Origin of the sequence: Glutamicibacter sp., from assembly GCF_035257265.1 — a bacterium.
GTDB lineage: Bacteria > Actinomycetota > Actinomycetes > Actinomycetales > Micrococcaceae > Glutamicibacter.
In genome coordinates, this window is sequence record NZ_DATEXC010000048.1 from 11,130 (window position 1) to 29,538 (window position 18,409).

Below are 18,409 nucleotides of genomic sequence, written 5' to 3' on the forward strand. Positions count from 1 at the left end.
TAGATAATCATCGACACAAATAATTTCATAATTGTCATCACCAAGTATCACTGTTAGATACGATGCTCAGAATGCTGAATCTGTAGTTGCTGCTAATACAAAAATAGTAAAATCACTTGATGCAATGAGGACAGGAGCAGGACAACTAACATCCTCAGTAAAACAGATGGAAACAGGATTCAGAGCAGATGCACTTGGTGGATTTACAACTTCTGTCACAAATGCTGATGCAAAGATTACAGGATTTCGTGCAAAATTATCACAGATAGGTTCTACATTCTCTCAGAATGCAACTTCATTCGGTGTTGCAACCGCTTCAATTTGGGGAGTCTACAATGCTTATGACTCATTAGAGAAGGTCCAAATCAGAGCACATGCTGCTGCTCAAAGAGTATCAACTTTAGAGACAACAATTGCAACATTGACTGAAAGACGTAGACAAGCAGTAGACAAAGGAAATCTTTCAGCAGAGCAAATGGCAATACTTGATGACAGGATTACCAATGCTCATAATAAATTATCAGTTGCTCAAGAACGAAATGCAGACTTACAGCAAGATGTCAACGAAGCATGGGCAGCATTTGCATCGCAGGTTGGTCCACAGGTTGTTGCAGCAGGATCATCAGTCGTTCAACTTGTAACAAATCTCAGGGGAAGTTTTGGTAATATCATTCCATCAATCAAAGGTTTTGTAACTTCTATTGGATCCACTGTTCTTGGAATGGGACAGACAACAGGTGCTTCTCTTTTGTTAAGACCTGCACTTGGTGGAATTGGACCGGCAGCAGAAGTGGGTGCGGTTGGTATCAGAGCACTATCAGGTGCTATGAAAGGTCTCTTAATAGGAACAGGTATTGGTGCACTTGTTGTTGGTATAGGATTCATCATTGAAGCATTGATGAATCTTAATCAAGCATCAGCAGATACAGCAACAGAGACTACAGATGCTTTTGGAGAAGCAGCAAAGGGTCCACAGTTATACACAACTTCAGTTCAGTCACATCTTGATGCAGCAGATGAGATAATCAAAAAACATGCAGAGACTACTAAAACTACACTAGGAACGATGAATGCTGATTATATAAAATCAGTGAAGGACCAACTAGAATTTGATAAACAACTTGCAGAAGTAAGTGTGAGAAAAGTAAAGGGATTTGCAGATGAAGCAACTGCAAAAAGAAAGACACTGGAAGCAGATAAAGAACATTTGAACGTTGTGCAACTTGTTCTAAAATATGGACTTGATTTTGATAAACAACTTGCTGATGCAATATCAAAAGAAAAAACATATCAAGGATCACTCAATGCAACAAATCAAGGATTAGAATTAATCAAATCAAAACTTCTTGCTGTTAATCCTGCATATCAAGAAGCAGTAGCAAAACAGCAATCAGCAGCACAAGCAGCAGATTTACTACAGAACCATTTAGGAGAACTTATTCCCGCATGGACCAAAACAGCAGAAGGAGCAAAGTCATATGTAGATAGTGTAATAGAGCAAAACAAGGCAACAATACTTGCAACAGGTAGTCTTGAATCAGCAAAAGGACCACTGGAAGAACATATCAAGGCAAATTTTGGTGCATCAGGTGCATTAAATCTACGCTCAGTAGCAGAAGCAGAACTGGATAAAAAACTAAAAGAACTGTTCCCAGATGAGGAAAAGGTAACAAAAGTAGAGAAAGATAGAGTAAAAACACTTGAGGAAGAAGCACAAGCACAAGCAGAAATAATTCTGAAGAGCACAATACAAAGGGAACAGATAAGTAAGATTGCTGAAGCAACACAGAAAGAAAATGCTGCATTAACACAGGTATTTGGTGCAAGAGCGGTAAAGACTGCTGCTGACCTTCAGGGAACAGAAGCAGGAAAACAACTCATAGACATAGCAACACAAACTGTTAATGCATATCAAACGGAAGAATTACAACTTGTCACTCTAGCAGCAAAATATGGTATTCATAATGATTTACTTTTAGATGCAATAACAACAGAAGGAGACCAGACTGATGCTCTGAAAGACCTCATAATTCAACAATTGGATTGGAGTGCAGCAATCACAGATGGAACTGTTAAAATGAAAGCAATGAAAGATGGATGGGTTGCAGGAGTTCAGGAACTTGCTGATTTCACTACAAATCTTGTTAAAAATAAAGCACAGTTAGAAATCACACATCAGGGATATCTTGACCTTGCCAAAGATTTGAAGATAGAGTTACCAAAAGGAATCACTCTTACAAATGAGAATCTAAGAGCATTAATAGAAGCAGAAGGTGATGCAGGAAAAGAGGGACAAATTATGGGACAACTTATGGATGAAGCATTCGGTAATACACGAGATTCATTACAAGAATTAATTGATGCTGCTACCAAAGGTGGTAAAGACTGGAAGAGTGCATGGAAAGATGTCAAAGACTTAATTCCAAAATCAGTTAGAGATGAATTCAAAGAATTCCTTCAGGACCAAGCAGAACTTCAAAAAACAGTTGATCGCAATACAACAGTCCTAGAAGGATATAGCAGAATATGGAGTGACCTTAGTGCTAATGAAAGAAAGGATATAACAAAACAATTAGCAGAGGATATTGGAAAACTTGGAGATGAACTCGATGATGTTTCTGATGCTGATGTAGATACAACACTGATTCAACCTTTACTGAAACTGAAAGAAGGTGGTCTAACAGCAGCAGAACTTGATGTCTGGAAAGGATTCTTTGATTTATTTGCAACACTCAAAGCAGAAGGTGGTGGAATAGATGAAAATGATGTCAAGATATTGCAAGACTATGTTAATACCCATACAGGTATGGGAGAACTTGCAAATAAGACAGAGGACACAACAACTGCATTTGAAGATTTAGATCCTGCCGTGCAGAAAATTGTGTTAAACAATGTTTTGGCAAGAACAATAAATCAAGTCACAATTGACCTTAACTTGCAGGGTAGAGCAGTCAGAGGACTTACAACTGACTTTGGAAATCTTGTGGATATAATGAAACAGATGATAGCATTAAGACCCGGTGGTGGTAAAAACAACGGATTCACAAATGTCAGTGGAGATATTCCATTTGACCCAACATTCCAGAGAACACCTGAATCAGAAGGAGATGGTCAAACAAAAAATGTTCCAAAGACAGTAACAGTTGTTTTCAAAGCAGATATCAAACAATATCTAACAGCAGTAGATACAGTAGTCAAACGTGCACAGTTTGTCGATGCACTAAGACCTATTGTGGACTTTTTGGGAGATCATCGTCAGTTCATGAAAGCAGCAAGTGATGTAGGCAAAGTAGTTCAAGGAATTGATAAGATGAGACCAATTGTTGATTTTCTAGGAGACCACAGACAATTTATGAAAGCAGGTTCAGATGTTGTTAAAGTGGTCCAAGCAATTGATAAACTCAGACCAATTGTAGATTTCCTAGGGGACCACCGGCAGTTTATGCGTGCAGCATCAGATGTGGAAAAGAAAGTAAAACAGATTGATGGAATGGTTGCAACTGTAACGATAAAAGCAAAACGTGTTGGTGACTTTTCTGCTCAGCATGGTATGCATGCAACTCTATCAGAAGATGCATTCATCTATGCTCACAAAAACGAGAGAGTGGATATATCACCACCCGGAGACACACGTGGTGGAACTACAAATCAATATGCAACTCATAATACAACAGTAGCAGGTGCAAAAACAGTGCATCTTGAAATGCCAATCTATTTGTTCCCCGGTGCATCAATGCTATCCAAATTGATTAAGGAAATTCCTCTTGAAGATACCGGAATGTATGCATCAGCATGAGTTCCGAACTAATGGCAGCAGCAGAGGAATACATGGATCCTGTCAAATACAAATTAATATTAAAAACTCCTGATGAATCTGAGACCACATATGAATTTGATTCCTTTGATACTGACAATGCACCGTTTGTTCTGCAAACAATAGATGTTAATCCTAGCAGTGCAAGCACAGGAGATTTTGCTTTTACAATAGATGACTCAAAAGACAAGGTAATCCGAGACACAATTGAATGTGGTCATGTTGCTATAATTCAAGCAGCAAAGAAACAGGAAAACTACAAAAACATTATGTGGGGAATAATTGATGATATCACAGAAGATTATCCTATTGCAAACAAACTCCTGTATTCATTTCGTGGTCTGGGATATGGAGTTGTTCTAAACTACACAATACTTAATTTTTTGAAAAGTGCTAACAAAGACGACATTGTTGGTAACACCGTTCTGAATGACCCTGCTTTCCGTATAGATAATCTTGCATTAGAAGCATTCACATCAACTGATATCCTACCTCTAGGAAACTCCCCCACTTTACAGGACCGGGGGGGATATTTACTTGATAGTCTTGCCAACACGATTAGAGTGACAATGCCTACTGTTAATGCACCACTGACAACAGCAGCAACTATCTTGGAGAATTTTGCAGCATCAAGTGGAACTGTTTTCCATGTAGATGCTGATAAAAAGGTGTATCTGAGACCACCATACAAGGTCCACTCCGGCATAATAATCAGACAGTGGGAAGTCTATGAAGGAACAAATCAACCTATCACAGAGAGACTCAATGACCCTGCTGAAACCACAGCATATTATTTCGGTGGATGGTCTGGAAGAAAATTCATGAAAGTAGACCAAGGATTTTTCAATCAAGTATTTCTTACGATAAACACTGACCAGATTATATCATCAGCATCAGGAACCGATACTCCAAATTTTACAAGTCTAGCGAAAAAAGATGTTGGACAACAATTCATACCCGGATCCACAAAACTTTTCAATGTTGCTCTCCTATTATCAAAAGCAGGCATAGGTAGGTCATCAGTAGATGATGCCTACGACCTCACAGGGGTTCAGGGTCTCATATGTGAAGATACCGGTGATAATCATCCATCTTCAAAAATAATTGCAACTTTTAATATTCCATATGACCAGATTACAGAAGCACCGGTCCCGATTTACAATATTGCACTAAGTTATAGAATGCCAACAATTGACCAGAACAAAAAACACTGGATTCTATTATTCAAACGTGGAGAAAATGAGGATAACACAATAAGATGGCATCATGACTCTGATTTTACAACTGCATCGACTGATGCACTACCAAGATATTCAGGAACAAAGAAACCGTTCACAGACCAACCAACTCCATACAATGAGAATTTTGAAAAAGGATGGGGTGTAAATTCAAAAGGTCCTGTTCACAGATTCTCATTCTTTGCTACAAACAAGACAACAATCAGTGCAGCAGATCCAATGTCTATCAAGTTGTTCACTCCAAACAGACCTGTTGAAATCAGAGTCAATGCACCTTGGATACATGATATCTCAACAGGATTCAAGTATGCTAACACCTTGTTGCAATACGGTGCAAAACTAAAAAGGATATATGAGAAGAAGCAACTCTCAATTCCAAATAAATTGTTTTATCCATTGCAACTTGCCAACATAGTATATCCACCCGCAGGAATAAATCAGAATTCAAATCTTGTTGCAGAGATTAACAGTGTTCATTATTCTGCAAATTCATTTGATGCAGAGAATCCATATGGTTCATACTTTGTGGAATTGACCTGTGTTGGATACATGAATCACTTCCAGAGTAAATTCGGAGAGTCAATAATTTGTCAATCCTAGATTACTTTAGAAAGAAATTGAATAGACCAAGACGTGTAGGTAGTCTAACACTAGAAGATGTATATGTTAAAGGTGTTGAAACAGGTGTGCTATGGGATTATAGAAAAGATTCAATCCCAGTCTGGAATTATATTAAAACTCTACAACAATTACGTGATGAAATTCTTTATTCCAAAAAGAGATATCCTGAAGTTCACAGACATCTCAAACTCATAAAAAGCAGAATGATTGCAGACTATGAATCAAAGATTAACAGGATATGGAATGACCAGAGGACCGGAACATATTTTGAAAAGGGAGACAAGTTTGAACCATATCAAATCGTAAGCAATCATAATCTTCCAATGTGGGATGGATTGACAGCATTCAATGAGTTTATCGCAGGTGAATCTTCTGACTTCTTTTTCTTTATGGGAGCAGGTATTGGAACAACCAAACCAACATTTGCAGACCCCGGACTTGAGGATGAAAAAGTCAGGACCGATATGAGGACATCAGGTGATATCAATGCTGATGGAATTGTCCTCAAAAGCACAGCAGCATTTCCAACATCAGTCCCAACAGAAGCATCAGGATTCTCAGAGTTTGGAGCATTTGATTCCGACAATGAACTAAGTTCTAGAATGGAATACCGTGTAACAATAACTCCTGCACTAGCACATGTTCAAAATGTCACATTCATGCAAGCATCTCATACTATAGTATTACAAGCGGTGTTAAATGTAGAATGAGTTACACATGGTTGACTGTCAGAGGTGGAAGTGCTAATCCTTCCAGTCTGAAATTCCAAGCACTGATGAACAAACAGAACATTGCAGAAAACGAATTATTCAAACCAGACCAGTTCACTCCAAAATCAATTTCTGCTAATACTGAAGATACGGTCCTAGTTCAAGACCCATTCTTCTTTACAAAACTAAAACCAAAGACGATACACTACAAAGCACCATTTGAACCAGACGGTAAATATCTAAGACTATGGATGAGATTCAATCATCTTGGAAAAACACTGAAAGACGAAGCATTCATGTTTGGTGGAAGCGGTGAAGTAGTAAATAATATCTACATATATGGCAGTCCAAAACTTTGTGAAGGTCCTGATGATGGTGTCAAAGGTGGTAGAGTAGTCACACAACTAAATTCTGACCCCGATGTTTTAGATTATTATTCATGCTCGAATCCTGATGAGCAGAATGTTGGAATAATGGACATCAGTGATTTTGGATTAAAAGGATATTCAATGTATGTTGATTTTATGTTAGAAGGAGCACCTGTTGCAGATAATGGACAGGATCCTACAATATGGTTTCATGTTGATGATGTAAATGGAGATTTTGGAACATGTCTTAGAATTGGGACCACAAGAGAACTGATTGTTGATACTAAAGTTAGTGGAACACATCATTGCAAAGCAGCAACAACTACCCCAATTCAATCAAACGTTTGGTATCGGGCATGTGTAAATTATCTTCTCAGTGGTGCTGTGACATCAATGAGAATAAATAATATTCCTCAAACACTTGTGAATTCTACCAATCAATCATTTCCAGATTCACATGAAAATTCTGTATTTGTAGGAGTAGGACAGGACCTCACAGGGAGATTTGTTGGTAGAATTGCTGATATCAGATGGTATCGTGACCTAGTTTTCTGGACTCAACACATGGATAACATATGGAATAATCACCGCAGCATATGTGCTACTCCCATAACCAGTTTCACTGTAGATGGTAATTGGATTGATTGCGGTAATGATTCTAGTTTATGGTCACAATCACTAACGAAATTCTCATGGTCTATGTGGATATTTCCTACATTTACAATAGGTGATATGTCTAGAGATATTCTCCGTCATGGTGGTGGCGGTGGTGCTAGATTCAGATGTGATTGCGAAATAACAACCGGTGATGTAAGATTCTACATCAGAAACAATGCTGATACTACTGATGCTACTGCAAGAGTAGCAGGATTGGTGCAAAATAAATGGCAACATCTTATTGGCAGTTATGATAACAGTTTAGGTTCAGCAAATGTAAGAGTATATCTTGATGGTAATATTGGTGCAACAACAGCAAATGATACAGAGTCAAAAAATCTTAGTGCTATACTAACATTAGGTGGATCTGCATCATCAAATGATTTTCTGGGTTATATGAAAGATTTCAGATGGTGGACCACAAGAGCAAAGAATACAACAGAAGCATTGAATGTCTATTATAATACAGGTGCATACACATTTGCACCTGATTACTGGTTAAAGATGATGGAAGGAAGCGGTAATCCCGTAGATACTATTACAAGAACGAAAGTTGGAACACTGACCGGTGGTGCAGATTGGACAATGGGTCCAAGTCCCAGACCAACTCAATTTGGTTCTCTTGCTGTAGCAGGATATTCAAGATTCAATGATACAATTGATACAGGTGGATATGATAGCACTGGATATGATAGCACAGGATTTGATACAGTATGAGTTTTAATCTAGGAACACAGTTTGAAGATGACGAAGATTATAGTCCTGCTCGTTGTAATGCAAAAGGCATTCTCAGAGATACAGGATCCAACATAATAGCAATAGCAAGTTCAAGACAGATAGGGTTAGCAATACCCACTGATACAAGTGGTGGACTGATAAAAAATGTCACATACTATGTAGACTATGATTCAAACTTTAACAGAATAAATTTTGAACCAATATTTCACACACATACTCATGATGGTAGTGGTGATAATGAGGGTGGTGGAAGATTCCTTGACATATTACTTGAAAACGCTAACGAAGCAGGACAGATTGAATCATTCAATCCATATAATCTAAGTATGTGGTGGGATGCTAAATCACTTGGTGCAAGTGGAGTTCTTGATATAGACCAATCATTTGTCACTACTAGATTTAAGACGGGAACCACAACAGGAAGTCATGCACATGGAACAATAGGGGGAATTGTTTTTGAATGGGGAGACCTGCTGAATTTTCAGTGGGGTGGATTCTGTAATCTTAATGCTAACATATTGACAAGAGTAGGAATCAATGTTGATACAGTAACTCAGACCCCTGATACAACAATTAGAAAGATGGGTATGGAAGGTTGTGATGGTCATGGAACAAACTGGGTTGTGATTAATGGTAACGGAACCAGTGGAAGTGAATTTGTTACAGCAACAACAGCACCCCTTACCGGTGATGGGACCGATGTGGAACAATACGCATTATTACACGAACCTGCAACAGCAGTCTACTTCATGGCAAACAGAATATTGAATGCTACATCAACTACAAATGTTGCATCTGATGGAACAACAGCACACTCACGAACAATACGTGCAGGTATAAAACTTCCCACGGGAACAACTGAAAAAATATTGCATGTAAAATACTTCAAACTTATCGGAAATACATCAGGTGACTTTATGGGTGCATGGGACTTTTGACCTATGACAGCGAAAATATATCATAAATCAGTCAGATACAGACTTCACAGAATAGAGATTAATAATTACAGACCTAGCACACCGGGAATAAATTTGACAACTGACAACTATGACCCTGAGAATAATGAGATAACGATGCACTATTCGTGCACAGATGATCCAACACTTCCACCAAATCAACGCAGAACAATAGACGATATTGAAGAGGAGATATCAAGAATGTCATCACGTATAGTAACAGAAAGTAAAATCAAATATCCAAATCCTTTCTATCTGGAAGTTCGTTCTATCTTGGATTTACCCGCATATGATGGTCAGTATGATAAACTGAGAAGTAAGGCAAAAGATGTTACGAGCAGGACAATAGAAAAATCTGCTTTCAAAGACATCAACCGCTATTATGAAAAGATGGGAATGAAGGGTCTGAGAAATCTGAATGTAGAAATGGGATTAGTGACGTATTAAATGGCATTAGGATCCACCGATATTAAACTACATCTAACCGGTGGGTCATCAAATAGTAATCCCGCTTTATCATTAGGGGGTAACGTATCAAGTGTAGTTATAACATCAGGTGTGATGAACAACCTCTTCCGTAGAATAACGGAATCAGAAGCATCAAGCGGGGTCACAATTTTCAGATGTGTTGCAGTCAAGAACCATAATGCAACTGACATCATGCGTAATGTCGTGTTTTACATGGTGCAAGATACAAAATCTAATGATGACTTGGCACTTTATTCAAAAGCACAAGCAGGAAAGAATACTGTTGAAACTGCTATTGTTGATGAATTCACAGCACCGACAGGTTCTAATATTAATTTTATAGGTTCGCTGTCAAGAAGTGGTGGAATTGCACTTGGCAATCTATCACCAAATGATTACATCAATCTATGGTTGCGTTATAGTGTTAATCCCGGTGCAGTGCAATTTCCAGATGACCAACTTAAAGTAAGATTTGAAGTCAATCCACCTGAGACATCAGAGATACCGGTTCCGACACCATCACCAGACCCAGATTCAACAGGGACTAACTTTCAGATGGTAGTATTGGGTGACTGTTCATGTGGTTCTAGTTTTGATACTAACTGGTCCAAGATAAAGGCAAGGAGTCCTGAATGGATTGTTTTCAATGGGGACCTTGCTTACAAGAGTGGTAGCACTTGTTTTATAGATAAAATTGGTTCAACATGGCGTGCTAAATCATCAATTTCATTTGGCAATCATGATGTAGATGAGGATGAAAGTCAACCATCAACTAAGAATGCATTGCTAACAGCATGGGGATATTCAAAGACATACAACAAAAAGATTTTCAATAATGTTGGAATGATAATGATGGAATCAGGAGAGAATCAATCAGTATCGGATTCTGTAGGTTCAGCACAATATAATTTCGTAAGAGATACACTAAAAGATTGGGACCAGAATCATCCTGAAATAGAATGGATTTTTGTCTTTAATCATTATCCTTTCTATGGACCGTCATCAAACCATAGCAATAATGGTGGTGGACGTGATAGATATGATCCACTGTTTGATACATATGGCGTAGATGCAGTATTCACGTCCCATAATCATAATCTCTGGACCACAAAATTATTGAAGTATAACTCAGGGTCTCCCAGTAATCCAACCACTGCTGGAACAGATCCCAATTATTCTTACTCAAAGAGTGCATCAAATCATGGAAAACTTTACTTTGGGTCAGGAGCAGGTGGTAAATCACACTATGGTATAGATTCCACTCCTTCTTATGTAGTATATAGCAACGATAGCGATTACGGATACGTATTCTTGGATTTCACAAATAGTGGAAAGAAGATAACTTTCAGAGTTTATACAAGTTCAGATGCATTGAAAAAGACGTTAACACTTACCCATACTGCGTGATAGTAAATGGCAAATCAACTCGATAAATTCGGAATAAAAATGATATACTCTACTAAGGTAGGTGCTAGAGAATGGTATATTCGAGATACAGTTGCAGATGTAATGAATGATTCTCGCACAGATGGGGACCTTCATGATGACCTTGCTGATGGTGGAAGTAATACAGATGGATTTACTGTAAAAGATAATGGTCAGGTCCGTTTGAAGGTAGTCCCAGAATCTACCATGAGAGACTACAGCAAACCGGGTCTGGACCAATCAACAGCAAAGGGTCAGGGATTCATGTCATCATCAAAAGAATGGGATATGAAAGGACTTGAGATGACTGCAAGAATCAAATGCACAGATTTTGATACTGACGATTCTCGGTTCATTATGAAAGGTCCAACTGGATCACACAAATCAAACACAGATGATTGTTCAGGTTCATCATATGGTGTTAGATTCTTTTTAGCACCATCAGGAAGTGATTCTGGAACTACAGAATGGTTCAAAGAACAATGGCATGTTCATTATCAAACAAGAGATAACAGTCAAAAGTCCACTGGTCTTGGCAGTATTCATAACAAATGGGTTGGATGCAAATACATCATATATCTTGTAAAAGATTCCAGTGGAGCATTCAATCATGTAAAAATGGAAGCATGGATGAATTCAAATAATGATGGTATAACTTGGAAAAAAGTTAATGAGACCACAGATACGGGTGGATGGAATGACGGTAACGGTGCTTTAGATTGTGGTGCAGATAGAGCAGATGAAATAATGACATGGGATGCACCGTCTATGATATGGAGATGGGATGGACCAACTATACTATTCAAAGACTTATCAATGAGAGAAATTGACCCATCAAAACTTGCATCTGATGTTGATTCAGGTGAGAATCAGGAAACACCATCAACAGGAACTATAAGCAGAGATTATGTGTTCAGATGGAATCTCATATCATTTCCTATAGACGAATGTTCTCTTGGACAGGATGTAACAACATTCACAAAAGTATATGATGTTACTGATGATGGAACTGAATCTAATCTACATAAAGAAAGGTATAGAGTAGGTGTTCTAGTTAATAGTAATAGTTCTAAGTTAGTAGGAAAGAAACCAAGAAGAATCACATTAAGACTATCTGCTGGGGGAAGTCCACCCGCAGGTGATATTACCTGTGTCATACGTGATGGAAATACTGATGAGGTTGTATCAACATTTACTTGGACCGGTGGAACACTCAATGCAACTGCACTAACAGGAACAAAGACAAATTATGTATTCCAAAATCTGACATCTAATTATGTGCTCAAAACAGGAGATAGAATCAATGTGGAATATAGCGGTAATACTGTGGATGTAATAAATGAAGTCAATGTATTTCGGAGCACAGATGACCCCTTTGACGGTGCTAATACATGTGCAGTCAAATTTGATGCAGGGGGAATTCCACCAACTACATACTCATCTCCTGATATATTCAGAGATTATGCATGGATAATAGAAGAAGCAGCAGGTGCAGGAACCTAAACTTTTGGTTTAACACGGTGTATCCTGCATAACCATCTATAGCATTCAGAACACACTCTCTTTGGTTTCACTGTTTTATACTCAAACGTTACCAATTTTTTAAAATTACGTTCACAACTCCAACATTGACCCACGTTAAGATATTCAATGTTCACATTATATATGTTTAGCATATCTAAATAAAACGGAGTTATGGTTTAGATTATCAATCCAAACTTTTATTTATGATGTGTTTGGTTACTGGGTCTTGTGTGGGCGTATAAATCTGTTGGAGGATTTACCTTGCTTGCTGCACTATTTTTATTCCTAGTCAGTGGTATTGGTAACACGAATGTGAATGTAACGTATGCAGACAAGAAAATGGAATGTGGAGATATGAACTGGAACGATAAAGGTCATGATGACAATAGTCCATCATCAAGCAAATTCAAAGATGCAGCATATGAAAAATCCTTGTGTGAATTGGCAAAGGGAATAGACCATGAAAAATATTCAAATCATGATGCAGTGAATTGGCATAAGTTCAAAGTGAGTCCGGCATATCTTAATGCAACCGACGAACAACAAGATTGTCTGAAAAAATCTCAAAAAGAAGGTAATGGGATGGACGGTCTTGGTGGATATGAAATCCTCTACTGTGCTGTGGATGAGGATTAATCCACTTTATTTTTTTATATTTTTTCCAATAGCACGTTTCTCAATGCAATTGAGTTTTCTTTTGGTTCAAACATAAAGTCTAGTGTCAGTTTTGAATTGTAGTTCTTTGCCATTATGTATATTCTACCATGTGCTGAATTGTTGAGTCTTATCCAGAAGTAAGAATTCTTTTCCAATAGTGCTTTGTCAAAGAAGTATTTCTCTGCATTGCTGTCAACTACATCTGCTTGTTTCTTTCCGTTAATGCTCATTGTCAGTCTTATCTTATTTGACCCCTCATCCTGACATGTGAATTCTGCTTTATTCCATTCATAGTCCTTGATTCCTTTGTCAAGACTTCCATTGCCTATTGAATCATGAATGTTATGACAGGTTTCTCGTTTGATATCCCATCCACTATGGTCAATTCCAACTCCTTCTCCACCTGCTCTATTTTCACAAGCAGAACCTTCCTGATGTCTGCTTCTTAACTTGAGTGAAATATTTGCAACTCCACCGCTACCTGCAACTAAGTGTGCAACTCCGTCACCATCAATATGAAGTTCTGGACTACCTGATGCTGCTGTATACAATCCCTTTCCATCAGGACCGACATTACCTTCTGATGATTTGACTATTCTTTTCTTACCATTATTCCAACCCCCATTGACGTTTGAATCGTAAAGAACGCCAGTTGGAGTGGGAGTTGGAGGTGGTAACTGACCATCCTTAGTGACCGTGATAAGGCATGAATCAGTGGAAATATTAGACTTGTCATCTTCTACAATTAATCTGAATATGTATCCTCTTGCTTTTTCACCTGCTGCTAGATTTGGAGTGTGGAAATGTAGCATCAATGGGTCTGCGGGATCCTTTGTTATGTGAGATTCTACTTCAGGGTCATACTGCCATTCCACATCAACTATCTTTCCATCATCTTTTGCACTTCCATCAATCTCAACCATCACACCTTCTCCTACAGTTGCATCCTCTCCTGCATCAATGACCGGTGCTTTGTCTGGTCCCGGTCCCGGTGGTGTTGAATCACCTTGAACTGTATACTTGCCTACCATTGATTTCATTTCGTCTGGTTGCTGTATCAGAATATCAACTGTGTGTCCCGGAATTTTTTTGAATAATTTTGTTAGAGTCTTTGACTTGAAGTCTGCTAATTGTTTTCCAGTTTCTTCAACATATACTTGAACTTTCTTACTTGCCATTTACTAATTCACCCATTTGTCCTTGACTTGATCCGAGTTGCTAATAAACCATGCAGAAACTTGTCTCTGTGCAGGGTCATCAATCTTCAAATCCATGATTGTAATTCCATTGGTTCCTGTGATACATTTGATACAGGTATTTCCATTCCATTTATCACCACTGAAAGTATACATTGAAGAACCTGTATCATGAGTTCCTGTTCCATAGACTCCATAAACTATGGGTCCTATCATGAATCTTTGATAATTGTGGTTATGTCCTTGCAATACATTCTCAACTCCATTTGCTAGGAACAATGGATTGTAGCATGCATATTGACCATTACCTGAATGCTTTGAAGGTGCAGTTACAAATGGTTGGTGCACTATTGGAATGTTATACCATGCATCACTAGAATCTAATTGGTCCTTTGTCTTTGCAAATTGTGCTGATGAGCAATCAAATGGTGCATCATTGTCTGCATCTATCAGATAGAATGATACTTTATCTTTGTAATTGAATTGCCCAAAGGTATCTGACATTCCCATGAATTGTTTTGTCTGAGTCCCAGAATCATGATTTCCTACTACAACTACAACGCAATCAAAGTCTGCTGCCTTTATCTCATCCAAAACATTGCTTCCAGAACTATATGCATAATCTCCTGCAACTACAAAGCAGTTAGCATTGTATTTCTCTGCAAGAGCAATCTGGTCTGTCAGTCCTGAATTGTCATCAATATCAGCAACTACAGCAAGTCTTACAATTTCAGAATTGTTCACATTCTTATCCGGTTGGTCTGGTTGCTCTGGGGGTTTAATCGGACATCCCTCATCAACAAGTCCATCACCATCATTGTCTATTCCATCACCACAAATCTCAATTGGTTTAGGTGGTGGATTAGATGTCCCATTGACAACTGTTCCATTGATAACAATTGGAACCCAACTGCTGTCATTAAATAATGATATCGAAAATTCGTCTAATTCACTTGTGTTTGCTTTAGCAGAAACAGAAAACTTGTCTATTGTTGTCCAATTATTACTTGTCACATTGTCAACCTTTTGTTCTGCTCCGTCCCAATCACCTGTGACATTCAACGCTGTGATTGATTTGCTAATCTTTTCTTTTGCTTCCTGACTTGTTATGCCAAATGAAAGAACAGGCATTGTCAAAATCAGGAGCACTAAGGGGATTAAAATTAAAACTTGTTTACCCACGGATGGACTTAAATACTAACGTATAAAAATATATTGCATGCCTAGTGCAAAACTCAGGAAAATGGGAGTCACTAAAAAGGAATATGATGATTGCATCCGTAGAGTTGGGGGAGATAAAGCATATCCTATATGCAATGAAAATCTGAAACGCAAACACTCAAAGAAAAAATAGGGTTAATACCGTATTACAGTTTCCAGAAAACTAGCACGGTTTATTCTTGGTTTATGTCTTAACCATTCACCGCAATCAGGACAAAATTTTAACTCGATTGGTTTCCATCCATTACCCCCACTTCCACACTTTTCACAATAAGAAAATCTATCATACATTCTATAGGTCATCATGTAATCAGACTTACTGCTAGTCATATTTATCTGAACCAATCATTTGTCAGAGACTTGTCCTTTGCCTAGAACCTGATGCGTTCCGGGTCTCGGAATATCCCTTGGATCCTCTACGTCTGGGACCTCTTTTGAATTATCAACTGCATCTTTTCTTCTTTCCATTAACTGAACAGCAGTTGTTGCCATTGCAACAATATCCTTCATTTCATAATTGTATTCATGATAATGATTTATCAAACAGTCAAGGGAATCAATGAACATCCCAATCATCTTATCATCAATATTGACTATGACCAATATAATGACTTTAACTCCTTTTGTGTTTCTTTGATGAGTATCTTGTTATGTAATATCTTTTCTTTATACATTGCAATCTCGTATTTGTATTTTTCAATCCTATCAAGCATATGCTGCTTTGATTCAAATGGCATACAAAAAGATAATGGAAGTTTTGGTGGACCGTTAATCTTAACCTTCATTATTGTGATTCACTTTTATTGTTTTGATATGATGAGTTGGTATGTATAATTCGTCAACCATTTTGTGATTTTTCTCAAAACAAAACCATATCTCACTGCAATTTTTTAGAATTCTTATTGTGTCATAATTGGTCCTGTCCATTCCTGCATGTGCATCTATTACTGACCCATCATCTAAATGAATAAAAATATTTTCAATCTTTTTTAATGTATCATTATCAGGACCAAAGTAAATTACTTTGTCCTTAATGTCTTTATTCTGGGAGGGTGTCGTCTCTGATTGACTCAAGTTCATCTCTCAAATATAAAAAATAGTCATACTGTTTCTGGTCATCCGTGTCAAGTGGACCGCTTATCATCATATTCTCAAACACAGCAATTCTGCAATTAACACCTTGCAAAAAATATGACATGGCATGACTGTCAACATCAACATGTGCACGTCCAACGTTAGGACCTTTACCCCTTGCTGACTTGACTTTTTCAATATATCCTAGTTCACCTTTCTTTGGTTTTTTTCTCTCTATATTTTCAGTAGGTGGACCGGGGGGATTTGCCGGTGCATCTACATCTGCATTAGGGTTTGGTTGCGGTTCTATGTCTGTATCTACCGGTGGATTATCGCTAGTTGGACTCATTGTTGTGCATCAATACTCCCATAAGTTATCCTTAGTTGATGCACTTTAAAATCACCATCCTTCATATCTGTCTCAAAATTTACTATCTTACAATCACGAAAAACTGTTTGTTTGGCATCATTGTCAAAGCAAGTAATTTTGTCAAATGGTTGCAGTGTTGTCAACTGATGTATCTTGATATTGTCGTCATTTTCTTTGACGTATAGCATTGCTTCACTGTTTGGAAGCAAACTATACATTGTAACTTTAACTGTTAACTCGTTCACTTTCTTGCTCTCCTTCTCCTTCTCCTAAAATTTTAACCACTCTGTTTAATGGGTCTACCTGAACATAATAAAGATTTCCGTCATGTTGCACATAATCCGTCCACATTTCAAGAAGGGTTCTAAGTTTTCCATTATCGAATTTCAGACGTTCTTTTTCTGCATCCATGTCTGCTGCAATAACGAATGGTCCTGCGGGCATTTCCTCTTTTAGTTTTTGAACCTCACTGACTGACTTTTCACCAAGATAAACTTCACTTGTATGAAAACCTATTTGATTAACCTGCAATTGATTCTTGCCTAAAATTTTATCCATTGTTTCCTGACTGACTTCAATGCTGACAATACCGTCTTTGGTTTTGTGAATATGGGGGGTGTTTTCATCCCCATCCCCCTTATTCTGTGTGCTCTTCCTGCTCACTGTTCTCTTCTTTTGCACTACCGTCACCCTTTGTGGTATCAACTGCTGTTGCTGATGGTGGAGTATATGGTTTCTTATTACACATTAAGAAATGATCTCCTTCTGCATCTGTATGTGTGTAGACTATTTCCCAGTTGTCTCCTTCTTCCTGATTGTTGATTGTTTCTGATACATCATTTATTTTTCCTGCTTTTACCATTACTGTTCTGAATAATGTGAACGGTCTCTTACCTGCTGTATATCCACCTGCACCACCTTTCTTTTGTTTGCTTAATTTTCTGCTTCCATCATTGAACTGAATAATCTTGTATTCAAAATCGTCTATCAGTAATCTGTATCCTTCAGTGAATTTCTTTAGAACCTCAATGTTCTTTGCATCTTTCTTTAAGAATTCTTCCAGTCCTACTGATATCTTTTTTGCTGTTTCTGGTTCTTCCTTCTCAAACCTGTTAATATCTGTGCAATTCCATATAGTCTTGAAAATTACTCCTTCTTTGTTCTGTGCGTTAACCCAGAGTTCCTGTGCTGATTGTGCTCCTGCTAAACTCAAATTATATTTCACCTCCTAATTTTTCTTTTTTCAAAATACTTTCGATTTCTTTTTTGTTCTTTGATAATGCCAAGATGATTCCTGCATTAATAATCATCTTCAGTGACATGTCCTCATCATTTGCTTTCCTTCTAGTTTTCTGCATTAAAGATTTCCATG

Annotated in this window: 17 protein-coding genes; 9 read left to right on the top strand and 8 right to left on the bottom strand. The window is 37.8% G+C overall.

All coding sequences use genetic code 11. The features are described 5' to 3' along the window. Window positions 1–31 precede the first annotated feature (31 nt). The 9 genes from VJ369_RS12690 (at window position 32) to VJ369_RS12730 (ending at window position 13,155) form a co-directional block, all read left to right on the top strand. The gene (locus tag VJ369_RS12690) at window positions 32–3,796 is read left to right on the top strand and encodes a hypothetical protein (RefSeq protein WP_324092434.1); all 3,765 of its coding nucleotides are present in this window, start codon (window positions 32–34) and stop codon (window positions 3,794–3,796) included. Next, window positions 3,793–5,652 (top strand): hypothetical protein, encoded by a 1,860-nt coding sequence (locus VJ369_RS12695; RefSeq protein WP_324092435.1) that lies wholly within the window; start codon window positions 3,793–3,795, stop codon window positions 5,650–5,652. Before VJ369_RS12690 ends, VJ369_RS12695 begins: the two co-directional genes overlap by 4 nt. Then, a complete protein-coding gene (locus VJ369_RS12700) occupies window positions 5,640–6,383 on the top strand; it encodes a hypothetical protein (RefSeq protein WP_324092436.1) in 744 nt (247 codons plus the stop codon). Before VJ369_RS12695 ends, VJ369_RS12700 begins: the two co-directional genes overlap by 13 nt. A 65-nt stretch (window positions 6,384–6,448) precedes the next feature. Beyond that, a complete protein-coding gene (locus VJ369_RS12705) occupies window positions 6,449–8,125 on the top strand; it encodes a LamG-like jellyroll fold domain-containing protein (RefSeq protein WP_324092437.1) in 1,677 nt (558 codons plus the stop codon). Beyond that, on the top strand, window positions 8,122–9,084 hold the full coding sequence (locus VJ369_RS12710) for a hypothetical protein (RefSeq protein WP_324092438.1): 963 nt from the start codon (window positions 8,122–8,124) through the stop codon (window positions 9,082–9,084). Before VJ369_RS12705 ends, VJ369_RS12710 begins: the two co-directional genes overlap by 4 nt. Before the next feature lie 93 nt (window positions 9,085–9,177). Continuing rightward, a complete protein-coding gene (locus VJ369_RS12715) occupies window positions 9,178–9,549 on the top strand; it encodes a hypothetical protein (RefSeq protein ID WP_324092439.1) in 372 nt (123 codons plus the stop codon). After that, complete coding sequence (locus tag VJ369_RS12720) at window positions 9,550–10,977, top strand: metallophosphoesterase family protein (RefSeq protein WP_324092440.1); 1,428 nt, start codon at window positions 9,550–9,552, stop codon at window positions 10,975–10,977. It abuts the gene before it with no gap. Between the two features lie 6 nt (window positions 10,978–10,983). Beyond that, window positions 10,984–12,498: a hypothetical protein gene (locus VJ369_RS12725; RefSeq protein ID WP_324092441.1), complete on the top strand. Its 1,515-nt coding sequence runs from the start codon at window positions 10,984–10,986 to the stop codon at window positions 12,496–12,498. Between the two features lie 282 nt (window positions 12,499–12,780). After that, a complete protein-coding gene (locus VJ369_RS12730) occupies window positions 12,781–13,155 on the top strand; it encodes a hypothetical protein (protein WP_324092442.1) in 375 nt (124 codons plus the stop codon). Window positions 13,156–13,169: 14 nt separating this feature from the next. Here VJ369_RS12730 and VJ369_RS12735 read toward each other — a convergent pair whose 3' ends face one another. The 8 genes from VJ369_RS12735 to VJ369_RS12770 form a co-directional block, all read right to left on the bottom strand. Beyond that, window positions 13,170–14,354: a PKD domain-containing protein gene (locus VJ369_RS12735; protein WP_324092443.1), complete on the bottom strand. Its 1,185-nt coding sequence runs from the start codon at window positions 14,352–14,354 to the stop codon at window positions 13,170–13,172. A gap of 3 nt (window positions 14,355–14,357) precedes the next feature. After that, on the bottom strand, window positions 14,358–15,554 hold the full coding sequence (locus VJ369_RS12740) for a metallophosphoesterase (RefSeq protein WP_324092444.1): 1,197 nt from the start codon (window positions 15,552–15,554) through the stop codon (window positions 14,358–14,360). A 384-nt stretch (window positions 15,555–15,938) separates the two neighbouring features. Continuing rightward, the gene (locus tag VJ369_RS12745) at window positions 15,939–16,160 is read right to left on the bottom strand and encodes a hypothetical protein (protein ID WP_324092445.1); all 222 of its coding nucleotides are present in this window, start codon (window positions 16,158–16,160) and stop codon (window positions 15,939–15,941) included. Window positions 16,161–16,632: 472 nt separating this feature from the next. Continuing rightward, window positions 16,633–17,016, bottom strand: coding sequence for a hypothetical protein (locus VJ369_RS12750; protein WP_324092446.1), 384 nt, complete (start codon window positions 17,014–17,016; stop codon window positions 16,633–16,635). After that, entirely contained in the window at window positions 17,013–17,282 is a 270-nt protein-coding gene (locus VJ369_RS12755; protein ID WP_324092447.1) for a hypothetical protein, read from the bottom strand. The genes VJ369_RS12750 and VJ369_RS12755 overlap by 4 nt, the downstream gene beginning before the upstream one ends. Beyond that, window positions 17,263–17,700: a hypothetical protein gene (locus VJ369_RS12760; protein WP_324092448.1), complete on the bottom strand. Its 438-nt coding sequence runs from the start codon at window positions 17,698–17,700 to the stop codon at window positions 17,263–17,265. Before VJ369_RS12760 ends, VJ369_RS12755 begins: the two co-directional genes overlap by 20 nt. After that, window positions 17,675–18,262, bottom strand: coding sequence for a hypothetical protein (locus VJ369_RS12765; protein WP_324092449.1), 588 nt, complete (start codon window positions 18,260–18,262; stop codon window positions 17,675–17,677). The genes VJ369_RS12760 and VJ369_RS12765 overlap by 26 nt, the downstream gene beginning before the upstream one ends. Beyond that, complete coding sequence (locus VJ369_RS12770; protein ID WP_324092450.1) at window positions 18,252–18,395, bottom strand: hypothetical protein; 144 nt, start codon at window positions 18,393–18,395, stop codon at window positions 18,252–18,254. Before VJ369_RS12770 ends, VJ369_RS12765 begins: the two co-directional genes overlap by 11 nt. Window positions 18,396–18,409: the final 14 nt, after the last annotated feature.

Bases quoted from the DNA above. Each gene is read 5' to 3' on its own strand.
- VJ369_RS12695 (WP_324092435.1), top strand. From the start codon at position 3,793: ATGAGTTCCGAACTAATGGCAGCAGCAGAGGAATACATGGATCCTGTC.
- VJ369_RS12705 (WP_324092437.1), top strand. From the start codon at position 6,449: ATGAACAAACAGAACATTGCAGAAAACGAATTATTCAAACCAGACCAG.
- VJ369_RS12710 (WP_324092438.1), top strand. From the start codon at position 8,122: ATGAGTTTTAATCTAGGAACACAGTTTGAAGATGACGAAGATTATAGT.
- VJ369_RS12720 (WP_324092440.1), top strand. From the start codon at position 9,550: ATGGCATTAGGATCCACCGATATTAAACTACATCTAACCGGTGGGTCA.
- VJ369_RS12725 (WP_324092441.1), top strand. From the start codon at position 10,984: ATGGCAAATCAACTCGATAAATTCGGAATAAAAATGATATACTCTACT.
- VJ369_RS12735 (WP_324092443.1), bottom strand. From the start codon at position 14,354: ATGGCAAGTAAGAAAGTTCAAGTATATGTTGAAGAAACTGGAAAACAA.
- VJ369_RS12745 (WP_324092445.1), bottom strand. From the start codon at position 16,160: ATGTTCATTGATTCCCTTGACTGTTTGATAAATCATTATCATGAATAC.
- VJ369_RS12750 (WP_324092446.1), bottom strand. From the start codon at position 17,016: ATGAGTCCAACTAGCGATAATCCACCGGTAGATACAGACATAGAACCG.
- VJ369_RS12770 (WP_324092450.1), bottom strand. From the start codon at position 18,395: ATGCAGAAAACTAGAAGGAAAGCAAATGATGAGGACATGTCACTGAAG.